General features: G+C 45.5%; 19 protein-coding genes. 10 read left to right on the top strand and 9 right to left on the bottom strand.

Annotated features, from left to right (window positions below; all coding sequences use genetic code 11):
• Nucleotides 1-381 precede the first annotated feature (381 nt).
• Nucleotides 382-1056: a histidine kinase gene (locus MHZ92_RS03070; protein WP_239430083.1), complete on the bottom strand. Its 675-nt coding sequence runs from the start codon at nucleotides 1054-1056 to the stop codon at nucleotides 382-384.
• A gap of 269 nt (nucleotides 1057-1325) precedes the next feature.
• Between MHZ92_RS03070 and MHZ92_RS03075 the strand changes: the two genes are divergently transcribed.
• From MHZ92_RS03075 to MHZ92_RS03105, 7 genes are read left to right on the top strand one after another with little or no spacing between them, the layout of a single operon-like run.
• The gene (locus MHZ92_RS03075) at nucleotides 1326-3737 is read left to right on the top strand and encodes a Na+/H+ antiporter subunit A (RefSeq protein WP_239430084.1); all 2412 of its coding nucleotides are present in this window, start codon (nucleotides 1326-1328) and stop codon (nucleotides 3735-3737) included.
• Nucleotides 3727-4149, top strand: a complete 423-nt coding sequence (locus MHZ92_RS03080; RefSeq protein ID WP_239430085.1) for a Na(+)/H(+) antiporter subunit B — start codon at nucleotides 3727-3729, stop codon at nucleotides 4147-4149. The genes MHZ92_RS03075 and MHZ92_RS03080 overlap by 11 nt, the downstream gene beginning before the upstream one ends.
• Nucleotides 4150-4152: 3 nt before the next feature.
• Nucleotides 4153-4491 carry a Na(+)/H(+) antiporter subunit C gene (locus tag MHZ92_RS03085; protein ID WP_239430086.1) on the top strand — a complete coding sequence of 113 codons (339 nt, stop codon included), beginning with the start codon at nucleotides 4153-4155 and terminating at the stop codon, nucleotides 4489-4491.
• On the top strand, nucleotides 4484-5968 hold the full coding sequence (locus MHZ92_RS03090; RefSeq protein ID WP_239430087.1) for a Na+/H+ antiporter subunit D: 1485 nt from the start codon (nucleotides 4484-4486) through the stop codon (nucleotides 5966-5968). Before MHZ92_RS03085 ends, MHZ92_RS03090 begins: the two co-directional genes overlap by 8 nt.
• Before the next feature lie 23 nt (nucleotides 5969-5991).
• Nucleotides 5992-6474 (top strand): Na+/H+ antiporter subunit E, encoded by a 483-nt coding sequence (locus MHZ92_RS03095; protein WP_239430088.1) that lies wholly within the window; start codon nucleotides 5992-5994, stop codon nucleotides 6472-6474.
• Nucleotides 6471-6755: a Na(+)/H(+) antiporter subunit F1 gene (locus tag MHZ92_RS03100; protein ID WP_239430089.1), complete on the top strand. Its 285-nt coding sequence runs from the start codon at nucleotides 6471-6473 to the stop codon at nucleotides 6753-6755. The genes MHZ92_RS03095 and MHZ92_RS03100 overlap by 4 nt, the downstream gene beginning before the upstream one ends.
• Nucleotides 6733-7191, top strand: coding sequence for a Na+/H+ antiporter subunit G (locus MHZ92_RS03105; RefSeq protein ID WP_239430090.1), 459 nt, complete (start codon nucleotides 6733-6735; stop codon nucleotides 7189-7191). The genes MHZ92_RS03100 and MHZ92_RS03105 overlap by 23 nt, the downstream gene beginning before the upstream one ends.
• A 14-nt stretch (nucleotides 7192-7205) precedes the next feature.
• On the opposite strand, the gene MHZ92_RS03110 is transcribed toward MHZ92_RS03105, so the two are convergent.
• Nucleotides 7206-7847: a DsbA family oxidoreductase gene (locus tag MHZ92_RS03110; protein WP_239430091.1), complete on the bottom strand. Its 642-nt coding sequence runs from the start codon at nucleotides 7845-7847 to the stop codon at nucleotides 7206-7208.
• A gap of 101 nt (nucleotides 7848-7948) precedes the next feature.
• Here MHZ92_RS03110 and MHZ92_RS03115 point away from each other — a divergent pair, with 101 nt between their 5' ends.
• Together MHZ92_RS03115 and MHZ92_RS03120 are read left to right on the top strand one after the other, a co-directional pair.
• Entirely contained in the window at nucleotides 7949-9325 is a 1377-nt protein-coding gene (locus tag MHZ92_RS03115; RefSeq protein ID WP_239430092.1) for an FAD-dependent oxidoreductase, read from the top strand.
• Between the two features lie 46 nt (nucleotides 9326-9371).
• Complete coding sequence (locus MHZ92_RS03120) at nucleotides 9372-10157, top strand: AAA family ATPase (protein WP_239430093.1); 786 nt, start codon at nucleotides 9372-9374, stop codon at nucleotides 10155-10157.
• A gap of 49 nt (nucleotides 10158-10206) precedes the next feature.
• Here the strand turns inward: MHZ92_RS03120 and MHZ92_RS03125 are convergent, their stop codons facing one another.
• Together MHZ92_RS03125 and MHZ92_RS03130 are read right to left on the bottom strand one after the other, a co-directional pair.
• Nucleotides 10207-11133 (bottom strand): manganese-dependent inorganic pyrophosphatase, encoded by a 927-nt coding sequence (locus MHZ92_RS03125; protein WP_239430094.1) that lies wholly within the window; start codon nucleotides 11131-11133, stop codon nucleotides 10207-10209.
• A gap of 38 nt (nucleotides 11134-11171) precedes the next feature.
• A complete protein-coding gene (locus tag MHZ92_RS03130) occupies nucleotides 11172-11369 on the bottom strand; it encodes a hypothetical protein (RefSeq protein WP_239430095.1) in 198 nt (65 codons plus the stop codon).
• A 37-nt stretch (nucleotides 11370-11406) separates the two neighbouring features.
• On the opposite strand from MHZ92_RS03130, the gene MHZ92_RS03135 reads away from it, so the two are divergent.
• The gene (locus MHZ92_RS03135) at nucleotides 11407-11658 is read left to right on the top strand and encodes a hypothetical protein (protein ID WP_239430096.1); all 252 of its coding nucleotides are present in this window, start codon (nucleotides 11407-11409) and stop codon (nucleotides 11656-11658) included.
• A gap of 177 nt (nucleotides 11659-11835) precedes the next feature.
• Here MHZ92_RS03135 and MHZ92_RS03140 read toward each other — a convergent pair whose 3' ends face one another.
• From MHZ92_RS03140 to MHZ92_RS03160, 5 genes are all read right to left on the bottom strand, one after another.
• Nucleotides 11836-12891, bottom strand: a complete 1056-nt coding sequence (locus tag MHZ92_RS03140; RefSeq protein ID WP_239430097.1) for a YkvI family membrane protein — start codon at nucleotides 12889-12891, stop codon at nucleotides 11836-11838.
• Nucleotides 12892-13091: 200 nt separating this feature from the next.
• Nucleotides 13092-13607 (bottom strand): type 1 glutamine amidotransferase domain-containing protein, encoded by a 516-nt coding sequence (locus MHZ92_RS03145; RefSeq protein ID WP_239430098.1) that lies wholly within the window; start codon nucleotides 13605-13607, stop codon nucleotides 13092-13094.
• Between the two features lie 65 nt (nucleotides 13608-13672).
• A complete protein-coding gene (locus MHZ92_RS03150) occupies nucleotides 13673-14266 on the bottom strand; it encodes a DNA-3-methyladenine glycosylase (protein ID WP_370644619.1) in 594 nt (197 codons plus the stop codon).
• A gap of 32 nt (nucleotides 14267-14298) precedes the next feature.
• On the bottom strand, nucleotides 14299-14511 hold the full coding sequence (locus MHZ92_RS03155; protein ID WP_239430099.1) for a hypothetical protein: 213 nt from the start codon (nucleotides 14509-14511) through the stop codon (nucleotides 14299-14301).
• A gap of 53 nt (nucleotides 14512-14564) precedes the next feature.
• Nucleotides 14565-16298: an ABC transporter ATP-binding protein gene (locus tag MHZ92_RS03160; RefSeq protein ID WP_239430100.1), complete on the bottom strand. Its 1734-nt coding sequence runs from the start codon at nucleotides 16296-16298 to the stop codon at nucleotides 14565-14567.
• Nucleotides 16299-16451: the final 153 nt, after the last annotated feature.

A 16451-nucleotide genomic window follows, 5' to 3' on the forward strand; every position in this document is an offset into this window, starting at 1 on the left:
AGCGTTGCGAGCACATCTTTGTATTAGCCGTCACGTAGAACGGCTTTTGCGAGCAAAAGCGAAGCGTTGCGAGCACATCTTTGTATTAGCCGTCACGTAGAACGGCTTTTGCGAGCAAAAGTGAAGCGTTGCGAGCACATCTTTGTATTAGCCGTCACGTAGAACGGCTTTTGCGAGCAAAAGCGAAGCGTTGGGAGCAATGGTTTCTGCTACGCAGTAGCTTTGACTTATGACCCGAGCAAATCGAGCTGCGAAGGGTTCGATTCGCCTTAATTTCTGCGGTTTTTGCAGAAATTAAGGCATCCTTCAAGCGAAACAAATATTAAAGGGTACAAAAAAAGCGGATGACCAGCAATCGGCCATCCGCTTATATTTACTTTTTTATTGCGCCGTTTTGCAGACGAATTGAGTATCTGGAGTAACTCTGTCATCCGTAATATGCACTTGGCACATTTTATTATTATTCATGAATTTGAAAATCCCGTTATTGAAATCTGTTCCGATTTCCTTGAAGAAGATCCCTTCGAAACGCGCCTCTTTTGACAGAGTGAAGCTAATTCGGAAGCCATCCCCATCTTCGACTAAATAAGCCCGAACACCTTTTTCGAACATGCCTTCTATTTCGTCCCGAATGGAACGGGAGACGGATACAACGTGGAAATCGACGAATGTGATTTCACGTAATAATACGTTCATGAAGGAGCCTTTCGTAATCTCTTCCCATCTGCTTTGAGCCGTTTGACCGATAATGATTTGCGTTATATTATGCTTGTGGGCTACTTCTTTGATCGCTTTAGCAACCGGCCGCTTTTCATTATCAAGAATGATGAAATCTTCAACGTCAAGCTCTTTCGCAAGCTCTTTCCATTTTTCGATATACTCGGATTTTTCGGCGTCGAATTCATCGTATGGCAATGGGTCTATTGTTAAAATATACAGTGGACAGTCCATAATCGTTGCCATTTTATGTCCACGTCTAATGAGACGTTCACCATTTGGACCGTAGTAGACACAAACAAGTATTGCTTCGTCCATACGTCCTTTTGCTTTGCCCATGACCGTAGTCACCTCTTACAATTATTTTTGTTTCGTCTTACGAATCTATATTTGAAAACCACAACATTATACATGAACGACCATTGACTTACAAGATGCAATCGCATCAAAGGCGATAGAAATATTTTTAGTGTATAATTCAACTATGCACTTTTGCAATTGGTATCTGTAGCTACCTATTATGTCCCCAGTTTACATAGGAGTCAAGTCCATCCTCAATAAATTTTGAAAAAATTTACATAGAAGTTGAAGTAGTGGGAGGTTTTCTGTTGTTGACGATTACATTATCCATATTTATCCCCTTTTTGGCAGCGATATTCATTCCTTTTCTTTATAAAAGGATTGGCCGGCATATCGGCTGGTTCGTTATTATCGTGCCCATCGCATTATTCATTTTACTGGCGAGTTTCATCCCTTCCATTGCAAATGGCGAGACGTATGAACATACGATTCGGTGGATCGATTCTGCAGGGATCCATTTTACGACATACCTTGACGGCTTAAGTTTAATCTTTGGCCTTCTGATTACGGGTGTCGGCAGTTTAGTTATCCTTTACTCCATATTTTATTTATCTGAACGGGAATCATTAGGGCGCTTTTACGTTTATCTTTTATTGTTCATGGGCGCCATGCTTGGAGTCGTTTTCTCTGACAACTTAATGGTATTATATGTCTTTTGGGAATTGACAAGCATTTCCTCCTTCCTGTTGATCGCCTTTTGGTATCATCGGAAAAAATCGAGGTACGGTGCACAAAAATCAATGCTCATTACAGTATCCGGTGGAATCGCGATGCTTGCCGGATTCCTCATGTTACAGTTTCTGACGGGTTCTTTCAGTGTCCGCGAGATCATTGCAACGATTGGTCAGTATACGGACGAGCCTCTCTTTTTATTCGCGATGTTGCTCGTATTACTAGGTGCCTTTACGAAATCGGCACAATTTCCGTTTCATATTTGGTTGCCGGATGCAATGGAAGCTCCTACGCCAGTCAGTGCTTATTTACACTCCGCAACGATGGTTAAGGCTGGCATCTATTTAGTCGCTCGATTCACGCCCATTTTCGGCACTGAGATGAGCTGGCTCTATATTGTAAGCGGCGGAGGAATTTTCACGTTGTTCTGGGGTTCTTTCAATGCTGTGAAACAGACTGATTTAAAAGCGTTGCTCGCTTATTCGACAATCAGTCAGCTCGGTTTGATCATGAGCCTCATCGGTCTTGGATCTGCTGCGCTCAATCAAGGAGCGGATGCCAATTCAATTCTCTATGCACAAGCTACATTTGCTGCATTATTCCATCTCGTTAACCATTCCACATTCAAAGGTGCGCTGTTCATGGTCGTCGGAATTGTCGACCACGAACTCGGGACCCGGGATATCCGCAGATTAGGCGGGCTAATGGCTTTCATGCCGGTGACCTTCACCATAGCTTTAATCGGCAGCTTCTCAATGGCCGGATTGCCTCCTTTCAATGGATTTCTCAGCAAGGAAATGTTTTTCGATGCTCTAGTGAATGCACGTAATTTTGATCTTTTTGATGCAAGTACGATCGGTATTCTTTTCCTTGTCGTTGCTTGGATTGCAAGTGTCTTCACATTTGTTTACAGCATGATTATTGTGTTTCAGACATTTTTTGGTGAACTTCATATTGAGAAACTCGAGAAACAATCGACGAGGGAAGCATCTATCGGAATGCTCATTGCGCCTTCTATTTTAGCGGTGCTCGTCGTAGGAATTTTCTTCTTCCCGAATATCATAGGTAATTACTTGTTGCGTCCGGCAATGAATGCCGTCTATCCGACACTTGCAGGTGCTGAAGGTCTGGCACCGAAAATCTACGCTTGGCATGGGTTCGAGAGTGTCGCCTTATGGATGACAGTTGGGGTTGTTGTTGTTGGAACAATCTTGTACAAAACCCTTCGTTATTGGAAAGGCATCTATACGGTTGCTCCAATGAAATGGAGTTTAGACTCGGTTTACAATGCCTTGTTAGAAACGCTTGAGAATGGATCAAGTTTCTTGACCCGTTTCTATATGAGAGGGTATTTGAAGGATTATCTCGTCTACATTTTCTCTTTCTTTATCGTGTCGGTGGGAGCCGCCATTTTGCTGACGGGGTCGTATTCCTTCGACTTTTCAAATAACGCGCCAATCTCGTTAAATGAATATCTTATCGTGTTCGCCATGATTGTAGCGGCTATTTCCATCTTACTCGTGAAGTCCCGGAAGACAGCCATGATTTTAAATGGTGTGCTCGGTTATTCGATCGCCTTCTTATTTGTCGTCTTTCGCGCACCGGATTTGGCTTTGACACAAGCTGTTGTTGAGACCGTGACGACAGCCCTGTTTCTACTTGCTTTTTACTTTTTGCCGGAATGGAAGAAGGAAGATTCTCCGATACGTACGAAAGTATTCAATGGATTGATTGCCATCTCTGTAGGTACGATCGTGACCGTTCTCGCCCTTACCGTACAAGGGAATAAAATGTTTGAATCCATTTCTTCTTACTTTGAAGATTCATACAACCTTGCTGGAGGGAAAAACATTGTCAACACGATCCTCGGTGATTTCCGTGCATTTGATACGATGCTCGAAGTTGTCGTTCTATTCATCGCAGGAATCGGGGTTTACACCCTCATTAAATTAAAAGTGCAAAAGGAGGGACGGGACTATGAAGATTAATGATGTCATATTACAAACAGTGACGAAAATCGTCGTATTCATCATATTGACGTTCGGCATAGAGCTGTTTCTAGCGGGTCACAACAGTCCCGGTGGTGGTTTTATCGGCGGTCTCGTCCTCTCCTCTGCATTCGTTCTGCTTTACTTGGTCCATGATATAGAAACAGTGCGGAAAGGTATTCCGTTTGATTTTAAGAAAATAGCGGCAATCGGTGCATTCCTTGCCGTCGGTACGGGCATCGGGGCTGTTCTGTTCGGGGAAGAGTTCCTAACACAGGCTTTTGACTACTTCGACTTACCTGTTTTCGGAGAAACTGAACTGTCTACGGTCATGCTATTTGAAGCAGGGGTAGCGTTGACAGTTGTCGGAGTTGTCGTGACAATCATTTCAACTATTAGTGAGGATGTGTAGCAAATGGAAACGTTAATTTCGATACTTGTCGGCATTCTTGTAACGGTAGCTGTCTATTTGCTGCTGTCCCGTAATTTAATCCGTGTCATTTTAGGGACCGCTGTCCTATCGCATGCAGCGCATCTGCTATTGATAACTATGGGAGGGCTGAAGAAAGGCAGTGCACCATTGCTTGGCGAAGGTGCGGAAAGCTATACGGACGCATTGCCACAAGCATTGATTCTTACTGCAATTGTTATCAGCTTCGCCGTTACCGCTTTACTTCTTGTGCTTGCGTACCGCACGTATAAGAAGACGGCAACGGACGACCTCCAAGCATTGAGAGGGTTTGAAGATGAATAATATAATCGTTATGCCGATGATCATCCCATTAGTGACGGGAATCATCTTAGTCTTTTTACGCCATTACGTAAAAACTCAGCGTGTTCTGAGCATCGTTTCGAGTATCTTGACACTCGTTGCCAGTCTTGTCGTTTTGAACCAAATCCAGCAAGACGGGATTTTGAGGCTAGATTTTGGTGGCTGGTTGCCACCATACGGTATTTTGTTTGTAGCAGATTCGTTTTCCATGCTGCTCGTTACGACGACTTCGATCGTGACTGGGATTCTGCTCATCTATGCTTTCTCATCCATCGAGAAACAGTTTGAGCATACGTTTTTTTATCCGTTCGTTTTCTTCCTTGTCGCGGGCGTGAACGGCTCGTTTTTGACAGGTGACCTATTCAACTTATTCGTTTGTTTTGAAGTTATGCTTCTGTCCTCTTATGTGCTCATTACAATGGGAGGCAGGAAACTTCAACTGATCGAATCAATGAAATATGTAACGATCAATGTCCTTTCATCCTGGTTCTTTTTAATAGGAATTGCGTATTTATACGGAGCTGTCGGCACATTGAATATGGCTCACTTATCCGTCAGGGTGGCAGAAGTTGGACAAGGTCCTATCTTGACCGTGATCAGTCTTATGTTCCTAATCGTATTCAGTTTGAAGGCAGGGTTACTACTTTATTTCTGGCTGCCTGGATCATACAGCGTACCTCAAACCGTAGTCGCGGCCCTTTTTGGCGCTCTGCTGACCAAAGTTGGGATTTATGCGATGTTCCGCGTCTTCACCCTTATTTTCTACCATGATACAATCATCACACATAACGTGATTGGTGTGATGGCCATTCTCACAATGATTGGCGGAAGTATCGGGGCCATTGCGTACAACGATATCCGGAAAATTATTGCGTACAATGTTGTGATTGCTGTCGGATTCATTTTGGCAGGGCTCGCGATGTCATCGGAAACTGCTTTCCAAGGAGCGATTTATTACTTGATCCATGACATGGTTGTCAAAGCATTACTGTTCCTTCTTGGCGGTACGATGATCTATTTGACGGGGAAAGCGAAGATCGAAGAAATGAGTGGCTTGATCCGGAACTATCCGATACTCGGTTGGCTGTTTTTCATTACGATGCTATCACTAGCAGGCATACCGCCGTTAAGCGGCTTCATCGGCAAGGTGTACATAGGACAGGGAGCGATCGAGACTGGCTCATTTATCCTTTTGACGACAGCCTTTTTATCAGGAATTTTCGTCTTGTATTCGCTATTGCGCATCTTCCTGAATTGTTTTTGGGGCGAGACGATCATTAATGAGGATGAAGACATCCCATTGAAAAAAGGAATGCTCGTCCCATGTGTGCTATTCGGGATTATGACAATTGCGATAGGAATCGGCGTCGAAGGGCTTGCCCCTTATGTCAGCGACGCAGCGAGGACGCTGATGAATCCTGAGATTTATATTGATGCTGTCTTGCAAGGAAATCGTTAAGCGGAAAGTAGAGGTGGAGTTTGATGCCAGCCCAGTTGTTACTAAATCTGTTCATCGCTTTTTTATGGATGATGTTGATAGATGAAGATGAATTTAGATTCACGACTTTCATTGCCGGTTTCCTTGTCGGAATTGGAATCGTCTTTTTCCTGCACCGCTTTTTCGGCAGGCAGTTTTATTTGCGCAGGTTATACTCTTCGTTTAAATTGCTGTTGATTTTCATCCGTGAATTGACCCAATCCACGATCGTCGTATTGGGACAGATTTTAAGTCCAAAATTGAAAATCAAACCGGGCATCTTTAAATATGAGACCGTGTTGGAAAGTGACGTGGAAGTGACGATGCTGTCTCTTCTTCTCACGTTGACTCCGGGATCCGTCGTCATGGAAGTTGCTCCTGAAGGCGATACCCTATACATCCATGCGATGGATGTCGAGCAATCCCGGGAAGGTTTGATTAAACAACTGAAGAACTTTGAAAAAGCGATCATGGAGGTGACACGATGATCGAAACAATGATTACCATATCGCTCGTCTTATTCACCATCACGATCTGTATTGCTGTCCTTCGGATCATTCTTGGTCCATCGATGCCGGATCGGGTCATCGCACTTGATATGATCGGGGTTAACTTGATTGCGATGATTGCCGTTGTATCGATCATGTTGAATACTGCAGCCTTTTTTGAAGTCATTTTGATCTTAGGTATCCTTTCATTCATCGGAACGATCGCCTTCTCAAAATCCATTGAGAGGAGGGTCATCATTGAACGTAAACGAGATCGGTGAATTCATAGGGGCTCTGCTCATTTTGACGGGCGGGTTTGCGAGTGTCATCAGTGCGTTCGGATTGATTCGCCTTCCGGATGTGTACACGAGGTCCCACGCCGCGACAAAAAGTTCGACGCTTGCGGTGTTACTGACCCTTTTGGGAACGTTTCTATATTTTTTATTCAGCCAGCAAATCTTTAGTGTACGGTTGCTCCTCGGTATCATTTTCGTCTTTCTCACCGCTCCTGTCGCAGGTCACCTGATCGTTCGGGCTGCGTACCGTTCGAAAGTGAAATTGGCGGATATATCAACGGAAGACGAACTGTTCGAAGTTTTATATAAGGAAGAGAAAGAGAAAGAAAATGAAGTAGAAATAGAAGAAGATAAAGAAGTAGAAGTAGTAGATGAAATAGAAATAGCAAAAGAAAATGACGGTATTAGCGATAAAAGCTAATGCCGTCATTTTTATTAATTTGTTTCTTCTCCAGCTGCTTTTTTCAATGCTTGCACGAATGTTTCGGCGGGTTGTGCTCCTGAAATCGCATATTTGCGATTGATGACGAAGAACGGTACGCCTCGTACTCCGATTTGCCCCGCCTCTTCGATATCCCTTTTCACCTCTTCGGCAAACTCGTCGGATTGGAGCACTTGTTGAACACGTTCCCGAGCTAGACCTGCTTCTTCGGCAATCGCAAGCAATGTCTCTTCATTGTCGAGCGTTTCTCCTTTGACGAAATGACCTTCCAGAAGACGTTCTGTGACCGCGGCGTCTTTCCCTTCCTGCTCGGCTAGCTTCGCAAGTCGGTGGGCGTTGAATGTGTTCGCTTCTTTCATTGCTTCGACGTCATAATCGAGGCCGACTGTTTTCGCCTGGATTGCAACGTTCTGCAACATCCCTTTCGCTTCTTCCAAGCTCGTGCCGTATTTCCTCGCCAAGCTCGCAGGAACGGATCCTTCCGAGCCAACAGGTGTGTTCGGGTCCAATTGGAACGCCTTGAACACGACTTCCGACTTGTCTTTCAAATCTGCTGCATTCAACGCTTCTTCCAATCTCCGTTTCCCGATATAACAGAACGGGCAAACATAGTCTGACCATACTTCAATTTTCATGATTCAAGACCACCTTTCATGTTCTATTTTAGATTTCATTCAAAATGGCAACAATGAATATGCCTGTCACTTGTATATGAAGATTAATTGGAGGGCTGAAAATGCGCAAGTCATTGTGGCTACAAACCGCTTATCCGCGGGATTCCTACCCCGCTTTGGATGAAGATTTATCATGCGATGTTTGCATCATTGGCGGAGGCTTGAGCGGCATCGCAAATGCCTATTTTCTTGCCAAGGAAGGAAAAGACGTCGTCCTGCTTGAAAAAGATGAAATCCTCTGCGGTGCGACTGGCAATTCAACAGGTAAATTGACGGTACAACATGACGTTGTCTATGCAGACCTGATCAAACAGTTCGGACGCGACAATGCAAAGATCTATTACGAGGTAAACCGGGAAGCCGTCCTGTTCGGAAGGTCATTTGCATATGGTGATGAATTGAGAAATGCGGATTCTATCCTTTTTTCACAATCGAAATACGGGACTGAATTGCTTCAATATGAAAAGAAGGCGTATGAGGAGATCGGCATTCCGGGAGAATTCGGCAGGAATAGTGAGCTTCCCTTAAAAACAGTAGCGACATTGACGTTACGAGATGAAACGCAAATACACCCCGTACGTTTCGGCCAGCATTTGGCGAAGCTGGCTGTCCAAGCAGGTGCCCGTATTTATGAACGCTCGGATGTACGCTTGATGGATTTGAAGAAACGGTTGCTCTATACAAATTCACAAAACGAAATTCAATTCAACGAACTCGTCCTCTGTACACATTATCCGATTGAAGCGATAAAGGGTTTGCAAATCTTGAAGTTGATCGTCGGCCGATCCTATATCGTTTCGACACCGGCGAATATGCCCTTAACGGGACAATATATTTCCGTTGATAATCCGAAACGTTCCGCGAGAACTGCTTACATTGACGGAAAACCACATTTCATGTTAGCCGGCGAAGGGCATCTGGCCGGTATGGAGAAAGAGACGCAAGTGCATTATGAAACATTATCCTCTGAATTGCGCAACGTCTATCAGCTTGATGCAATGCAATACAGCTGGTCCGCACAAGATCCGCAGACGCCAGACCTCGTCCCGTATGCAGGCTGCATATCACCGAGCATGCCGTATGTATATTTGAATACAGGTTTCAGGAAATGGGGCCTCAGCAATTCTCTCGTCAGTGCGCGGATTATAAGCGACCAGATTGTCGGTCGGCAAAACAAGGCGGCTTCGCTCTATGCCCCCGATCGGACAGGGTTCGGATCGTTCCTCCTTCAAGCTTTGAAAAACACTGGGATCGTACTGAAAGAATTCACCGGCGGTCATATTTCACGAACGAATTCACCGATTTGTACGCATATGGGATGTAGAACCCGGTGGAATGAAGCTGATCAGACGTGGGATTGCCCGTGCCACGGATCCCGCTTTCGGCAGGACGGCTCGGTTCTCGAAGGCCCTGCAACGAAGCCATTGGATTTAGGATAGGCGATTCTTTCGTTATCCAGTATACTGTCCAAAAGGGGTGAGTTGTATGTCCTTGCGGAAAATACTACGGAAACATAGAACAGTTGATGACCATTATCCGTTCAATCTTGATCTCGTACGGAATTTCGAGTCACTCGTCCTTGATTCTCCCGTCACCATCATTGCGGGCGACAACGGAAGCGGGAAGACGACTCTGTTGGAAGGGATTGCAGCGGCTGCCGGAAGCATCCTGATCAGCGGAGAGCATATGGAACAGGATCATTCCCTCTCCCCTGCATTCGATCTTGCCGATGATTTGCAACTAATCTGGGATGTGAAGACGAGAAACGGATTCTTTTTTAGGGCTTCGGATTTTATTACGTATACACGGAGCCTCGCAATCATGCGCGAAGAAGCGAAGGAGAAAGTGGAGGAAATAAAACAGCGTGATCCATACAGCCTTGAAGTCCTCCCTTATGCCAGAACATTTTCTGAGTTACGCGATTTATACGGGGATGGGCTTGGAAAAAGGTCCCATGGGGAAAGTTTTTTTGACTTGTTCCAGGCAAGATTCCGTCCCGGTGGTTTTTACATACTTGACGAGCCCGAAGCGCCGTTATCGCCGCAAAACCAATTGTCGCTCCTTGCAATGATCCATGACATGACGAAGGAAGGTGCCAAATTCCTCATTTCTACACATTCTCCGATCTTCATGGCATACCCTGGCGCGGATTTATACGAAATCTTGGATGGTGAGCTGATGCCATCCACTTTCGAGGAAATGTCCCACGTACAATTGACGCGTGATTTTCTGAATGCACCTGACCGGTATTTGCGGCATTTGTTGGAATAAAAAAGTAGAGACTAGGAACGTTACTGTTCCCGCCTCTACTCTTTGATTTTTACTTCAAAGCCTCCGTCAGTACAGGAACGATTTGTTTCTTCCTGGAGACGACGCCTTTGAAGATTGCTGTATTGTTTGTCAGGGAAACGTTGAATGCCGCGCATGCGCGTTCAGCAGCATTGCCGAGTGCAATGACCGTTGAATCGTTGTTAAGAATATCCGTTACGACGAACAAGAACAGGTCCAATCCTTTTTCCTCGATAATGCTGTTCAACAGCACTTCAAGCTCGGACTGACGGCTCAATACGTCATCTACTTCAATTGCGTTCACTTGCGCGATTTCAACTTTCGAATTTCCGAGTGTGAATTCTTTAGCGTCGAGTGAAACGAGCTCTTCAAGAGATTTTCCGCTCAAATCCGCTCCTGCTTTCAGCATGTCAAGACCGTACGTTTGCGCATCTACACCAGCAATCGCTGCCAGTTCTTCCGCCGCAACACGATCTTCTTCCGTGAATGTCGGCGATTTGAAAAGGAGCGAGTCGGAAATGATCGCTGAAAGCATAAGTCCTGCAATCTCTTTCGGAATGTCAACGCCATTTTCCTTGTAAAGCTTCTTGAGGATCGTCGCTGTGCAGCCGACCGGTTCCGCACGGTAATAGAGCGGATCTGCCGTTTCAAAATTCGCGATCCGGTGATGGTCGATCACTTCAATCACTTGCACTTCATCCAGATCATCGACGCTCTGTTGCTTTTCATTATGGTCGACGAGGATGACTTGCTTTGCTTCCGGTGCCGCTTTTTCAATTAATCGTGGTGCTTCGAAGCCGAAATGGCCCAGAGCGAATGCAGTCTCTCCAGAAATGGAACCGAGGCGTACCGCTTCTGCATCCATTCCTAGTTGTTGTTTCAAGTAAGCATAGCTGATCGCCGATGTGATGGAATCGGTGTCAGGGTTTTTATGTCCAAATACAAATACTTTCCCCATCATAATCCTCCTACTGGTATATTTCCTTTTTTATTCTATCATAAAGATTTGCTGAACAAAATTGCAGCAAGCTCATCTTTGTTCACTAGAAAATCTGCTATCGGGTACTTGTCCAATACCGTCAAATAAGCAGTAAGCGATAGCTCTCCGACGTCCTTGGAGCCTAAATACATGAGCACCCGCAGAGAATAATCCGTGTATAACGTCAACCGCATAAGATCATCGCCATTCTCCATCCTATTATAACGATTATGACAGCATCGTGAAAGAAATGTGTCAAAAAAATTACATCATCGTAAAGATGTATTTCAATTGATCAGCGGGGGCGTCTGGATTACACCGATGATGGCGATGTACCAAACAATTGCTAATACGACTCAGGAACGTCAAGTAGCATTCCTTCATTCCGTCTGTGGACCGACTCCATTCATGCAAGCGGTCATTTCCGCATTGCATGCAAACGTGTTTCCGAGGATAAAATTCACTATGAATTCTTCGGACCGAAGGAAACATTGGAACTTGTAACTGCATAATTCAAAAGCGGAAGGCGCCTGAATAGATGCGACAGGCATAAGGCGAAGATGCGAAGTGGCGCCCTTTGCCACACAGCAGCTTTGACTTATGACCCCGAGCATCTGGCGCCTGGAGCTGGATGTAAAAACACACGGCTGCCTTTCAACGGGAGCCGCGTGTTTTGGTTTATTAACGTCTAACCTTTTTAGGCAAGTTAAATGAAGTGTAAATTAAAATACCGCAAAGCAATAATCCTAGATAACCAATGAGTGGATAGAAATAAGCGACAAGGTCTTTAAAGCCGAAGAAGCTTAACGCGAAACCGATTGCCAAAGTGATAAAAAGAAATACCTTGAAATTCTTCGTTCCGCTTCTTGTAAAACGAGCTCCAAATGCATAGAACATGGCTACAGCCGTATTGAAAATCATTCCATATAGAACGAAAGCCATGAATATTGCAAGAATTGGAGAGATATCATTAATGATTGCCAGCATCGGCATATCCGAATCTCCAACGACGTCCACTCTCGAGAAGATTGCCAAATGGCTCAGGATAATAAGAATACCGAGACCTAAACCGCCGACTAATCCACCAAGTGCAGCCGTCTTTTCGTCTTTTTCCGCTCCTCCCATTACTAAAGCCATGGAAGCACCGACCGCAATATTAAACGACACGTAGTTTACGCCTGAAATGAACCAGTTCGGCAATGTCGTCTTCACATCTTGAGCAATTGGATCGAGTACTGCAAACGATGTATCCATCGTTGTTAAAGAATAGACTGAAGCGATGACAACCGCCAAAATAAGGAACGGTGTAAGTCCGCCAATGACAGCTACAACCTTATCGACATTCATTAAGATTGTCAGGAAAATAAGTACTACCATCAAAAGACTTCCGTAGAATGGGGCGATCCCGAATTGCTGCTGAAGATTTGAACCGGCACCTGCCACCATCACGACCCCTACACCGAACAATGTGAAAATAATTATGTAGTCAATGATTGTCCCTAATACCCGTCCGCTTATTTGATAAATGACTTCTTTATGGGATGTCGTCTTCAAACGGCTCCCAAGCCTCGTCAAAACCATGCCTAAATATGCGAATAAAGCTGTTGAAACGACTGCTCCTGCCATCCCCATGATTCCGAAGCTTGTAAAGTATTGTAGAATTTCTTGCCCGGAAGCAAAACCTGCCCCCACGATGATTCCGATGAAAGCGCTTCCCATTTTCAGTACTTTTTTCATGATGTTTTTCCCCCCTGGTGTCCTCGCAAAAAAACGGCTCATGTACCAAATAATCCGAATTTTCAACTCGTGTTTACTTGTCCCTTCCCAATTTACCATTCTTACCTATCCATTTCAAGGTGAATTTTTTCTTTATTTTTATATTTCGGTATGTACAAAATAAATAGTCGCTCCCTGGAAGGAGCGACTACCAATTTAAATTATTTTTCCAGTAACTTTTTCGATTCCCTAATGAATGCCGGAATATCATCAGGCGTCCGGCTTGTCACCAATTGATTCTGGCAGACGACGACTTCTTTATCGGCATACTTCGCACCGGCATATTCCATATCGACTCTGATGGATTTGTAGCCCGTTGCATCGCGGCCTTCCAACGTTTTTGCCGTCAACAGCAGCTGAGGTCCGTGGCAAATGGCGAAGACAGGCTTTTTATCATCCATGAACTTTTTCGCAAATTGGACGAAACGGTCATCCGCCCGCAGCTGATCTGGGGAAAAGCCGCCTGGGATGAACAACGCGTCAAAGTCTTCAGGAGACGCATCGTCGATTCCGAGGTCGATATTGACGGTCGACTCCCCTTGTTTACCTTTCACTTCTTTGCCTGCTTCCTTTTCAATCGTGACGACTTCATGTCCCGCTTCCTGAAACGCTTTCGCAGGCTCCGTGTACTCCGAGTCTTCGTATAGATTCGTAAGGACTGTAGCGATTTTTGCCATTTATTCATCCACCCTTTCCAAATTTATGCTCCAATCTACTATTCCACACTGGAGTGGAGCTAAACTTATGGGCGGTATTTTGAGACATATGGATTATCCTTTTCAAAAAACCTCCACGGGTAGTGGACTGCTTCCCCGGTATTGCCAATTCCTACACGAGGGCCCGTTACAATCTCGCTTGCACCCGGCCCGTGGGCAATAAAAAGCGGTTCATCTGCCCAATGATGTCCATAATAGTCCATCGTTACACCAAGGGCTTTCGACAGTTTCCCCGGCCCATTCGTCCAATCTTTCATTTTGAGATGGGCTCCGCGGTTTGCCTGCATTAATTCAAGCCCCTCGACCGGCTCGGCCGCGCGGATCAGGACCGCATGCGGCGTCCCAACAGGTCCACTGACGACATTCATCAGCGTATGGGTGTGCATTTGATACGTATACACAAGCCCTGGTGCGCCGAACATGATCTCCGTCCGCTTCGTCCTACGGTTCCCGAAACTATGGGCAGCACGATCTTCAGGTCCATGATACGCCTCTGTCTCCACGATTCTTGCAGCAATGACACCCTCCTCAGTTTCATGTACAATGTATTGGCCGACAAGATTCCGTGCAAGTTCCAGCACATGAGGTTTAAAAAAGCTTTTGTCGATCGGTTCGTACAACAGAATCCCTCCGTCCGTGCCGATTTTCTCTTTTACAATGTTCTTGTAATGCGTAATTTCCTGTACATCGCTGCGATTTCTGGATACTCCCTTTCCCACTCTTTAGTTCGAGGGTAGGGAATCTTGAATTGCTTTTCCATCTCAGTCATTAAACCGACCAGCAGCATATCTCTTTTTGGTTGGTCTGCATATATGATTTCCTCATATGCTCGCTGATAATCCGCTAGCGATTTCTTGGCTGCCATTTCTTTTTACCTCCGTACTCTTCGTTGCTTTCTTCATCAAGATGCTAAAGCTTTCATGACAAGCCTTGCCCTTCCGCGAACTCCCGATACAGCTTGTGGGTTTCGAATAATTCCTCATGCGTCCCAATCCCGGTAATACGTCCCGCTTCGAGGAAAATGAGCTGGTCGGCGTCAATCACCGTCGACAACCGATGCGCGATGATGAGCGTTGTCCGTCCTTCCATGAGCCGCTGGAGAGCTTCCTGGACATGCGTTTCCGATCCACTGTCTAAATTGGACGTCGCCTCGTCTAACAACAGAATTTCAGGGTCATGCAAGAGTGCCCGTGCAATCGCAATTCGCTGTCGCTGGCCGCCCGAAAGCTTCATTCCCCTCTCCCCGACGAGTGTTTCGAAGCCATCCGTCATTTCATTAATAAAAGTAAGCGCATTGGCAGCCTCCGCGGCCTTCCGCACTTCCTCGAGTGAAGGGCGTTCTTCCAAACCGTAAGCAATATTATCCAATATCGTCCCGCTTAGCAACGGACTTTCTTGTGATACATAACCGATTCGCTTCCGCCAGTCGGACAAAGCGATATCCGAAATCGGTGTGCCCCCAATGGAGATGACACCCTCAGTCGGCAAGTAAAAACGTTCAATCAAAGAAAAAACCGTCGTTTTCCCGCCGCCACTCGGACCGACAAACGCAGTGACTGTCCCAGGTTTCGCCTCGAATGAAATCCCCCTTAATACATCTTTCCCGCTTTCATATGCAAAACTGACAGACTCGAACTGAAGGCCGCCATTCGGCACTTTAGCGAACCCTTCCGCCCGCTCGCTGTCCATCCGTAAAATTTGCTGAATCCGCTCCGTCGCCCCGACCGCTTTCTGAAAAACTGTAAATACCTGCGCCATTTGCGCAAACGGGAAAATGATTTGGAACATAAGAAAAATGATAGCGACAAGCGTTCCCGGTGATAAAACATTTTTCGAAACTTGTGCCCCGCCATAGCCTAAAATAACGACCAAAATACTCATCATAACGAGCGTCATGACCGGTGAAATAATCGCCTGGATTCTCGCTTCCTTCAATCCAAATGAAAAGAGCGAGTGGATTGCCTTCTCGCCTTTTACCCCTTCATTCTGCTCCGCCCGGTACGCCTTCACTAACCGGATATCACCAAGAACCCGGCCGAGATGACCTGAGAACTTCGCCATCTCCCCTTGTGTCGCTTTCGCAATTTTATGCATGATCCGACCTAGTGGGAAAATGATTGCCATGCTGACAGGGATACTGATCAACATAATGAGCGTCATCTTCCAATCCAAATACAATAAAATCGCTACCGCCCCGATGATCGAGATGATCCCTGTAATGAACGACACAAGATGCTCCGACACCAATTGCTTCAATATCGTCGTATCTTGCGTAATCCGGCTCATCGTCTCACCGGTTTCATTCTCATCGTAATAAGGGACAGGAAGCCGCAGCACTTTACGCCAGAGCTTTCCCCGTAAATCAGCTACAATCGTTTCTCCGACGAACGCCAGCAAATAATAAGACACACCGCCAAGCACCGCCTGCAATATGAACACCGTAAAAAGAAACACAGCCGTCTGCCAGTTAAATGCCATCTCCGCTAATGAATCCACAAGTACCTTCGTCACTAACGGAATCGCCAAGCTCGCCGCAGTCGAAAATAAAGCAAGAACGAGCGCAATCACAGTTACACCCTTCGACCACTTCAACTGCCGCACTAAACCGAAGAATTCCTTCATCGACCCCTTCGTTTTCAATTCACTTTCCATCCACTCACCCTCTCCTCTTCCCAAATACGCATAAATTTATCCAGATGCGCATAACTTACTCCAGAAGTGCATAAATCCGTACAATTACGCATAATCGAAAAAACTCACGCATAAATCCTTATAAATACTCATAAACTGTAGAACTTGCGCATA

The organism is Sporosarcina sp. ACRSL (assembly GCF_022346605.1).
Lineage (GTDB): Bacteria > Bacillota > Bacilli > Bacillales_A > Planococcaceae > Sporosarcina.

What these genes read in the sequence shown, in the direction of transcription:
- MHZ92_RS03070 (WP_239430083.1), bottom strand. Translation starts at nt 1,056, where the DNA reads ATGGGCAAAGCAAAAGGACGTATGGACGAAGCAATACTTGTTTGTGTC.
- MHZ92_RS03110 (WP_239430091.1), bottom strand. Translation starts at nt 7,847, where the DNA reads ATGAAAATTGAAGTATGGTCAGACTATGTTTGCCCGTTCTGTTATATC.
- MHZ92_RS03080 (WP_239430085.1), top strand. Translation starts at nt 3,727, where the DNA reads ATGAAGATTAATGATGTCATATTACAAACAGTGACGAAAATCGTCGTA.
- MHZ92_RS03155 (WP_239430099.1), bottom strand. Translation starts at nt 14,511, where the DNA reads ATGGCAGCCAAGAAATCGCTAGCGGATTATCAGCGAGCATATGAGGAA.
- MHZ92_RS03115 (WP_239430092.1), top strand. Translation starts at nt 7,949, where the DNA reads ATGCGCAAGTCATTGTGGCTACAAACCGCTTATCCGCGGGATTCCTAC.
- MHZ92_RS03095 (WP_239430088.1), top strand. Translation starts at nt 5,992, where the DNA reads ATGCCAGCCCAGTTGTTACTAAATCTGTTCATCGCTTTTTTATGGATG.
- MHZ92_RS03085 (WP_239430086.1), top strand. Translation starts at nt 4,153, where the DNA reads ATGGAAACGTTAATTTCGATACTTGTCGGCATTCTTGTAACGGTAGCT.
- MHZ92_RS03120 (WP_239430093.1), top strand. Translation starts at nt 9,372, where the DNA reads ATGTCCTTGCGGAAAATACTACGGAAACATAGAACAGTTGATGACCAT.
- MHZ92_RS03130 (WP_239430095.1), bottom strand. Translation starts at nt 11,369, where the DNA reads ATGGAGAATGGCGATGATCTTATGCGGTTGACGTTATACACGGATTAT.
- MHZ92_RS03160 (WP_239430100.1), bottom strand. Translation starts at nt 16,298, where the DNA reads ATGGAAAGTGAATTGAAAACGAAGGGGTCGATGAAGGAATTCTTCGGT.
- MHZ92_RS03145 (WP_239430098.1), bottom strand. Translation starts at nt 13,607, where the DNA reads ATGGCAAAAATCGCTACAGTCCTTACGAATCTATACGAAGACTCGGAG.
- MHZ92_RS03100 (WP_239430089.1), top strand. Translation starts at nt 6,471, where the DNA reads ATGATCGAAACAATGATTACCATATCGCTCGTCTTATTCACCATCACG.
- MHZ92_RS03090 (WP_239430087.1), top strand. Translation starts at nt 4,484, where the DNA reads ATGAATAATATAATCGTTATGCCGATGATCATCCCATTAGTGACGGGA.
- MHZ92_RS03125 (WP_239430094.1), bottom strand. Translation starts at nt 11,133, where the DNA reads ATGGGGAAAGTATTTGTATTTGGACATAAAAACCCTGACACCGATTCC.
- MHZ92_RS03140 (WP_239430097.1), bottom strand. Translation starts at nt 12,891, where the DNA reads ATGAAAAAAGTACTGAAAATGGGAAGCGCTTTCATCGGAATCATCGTG.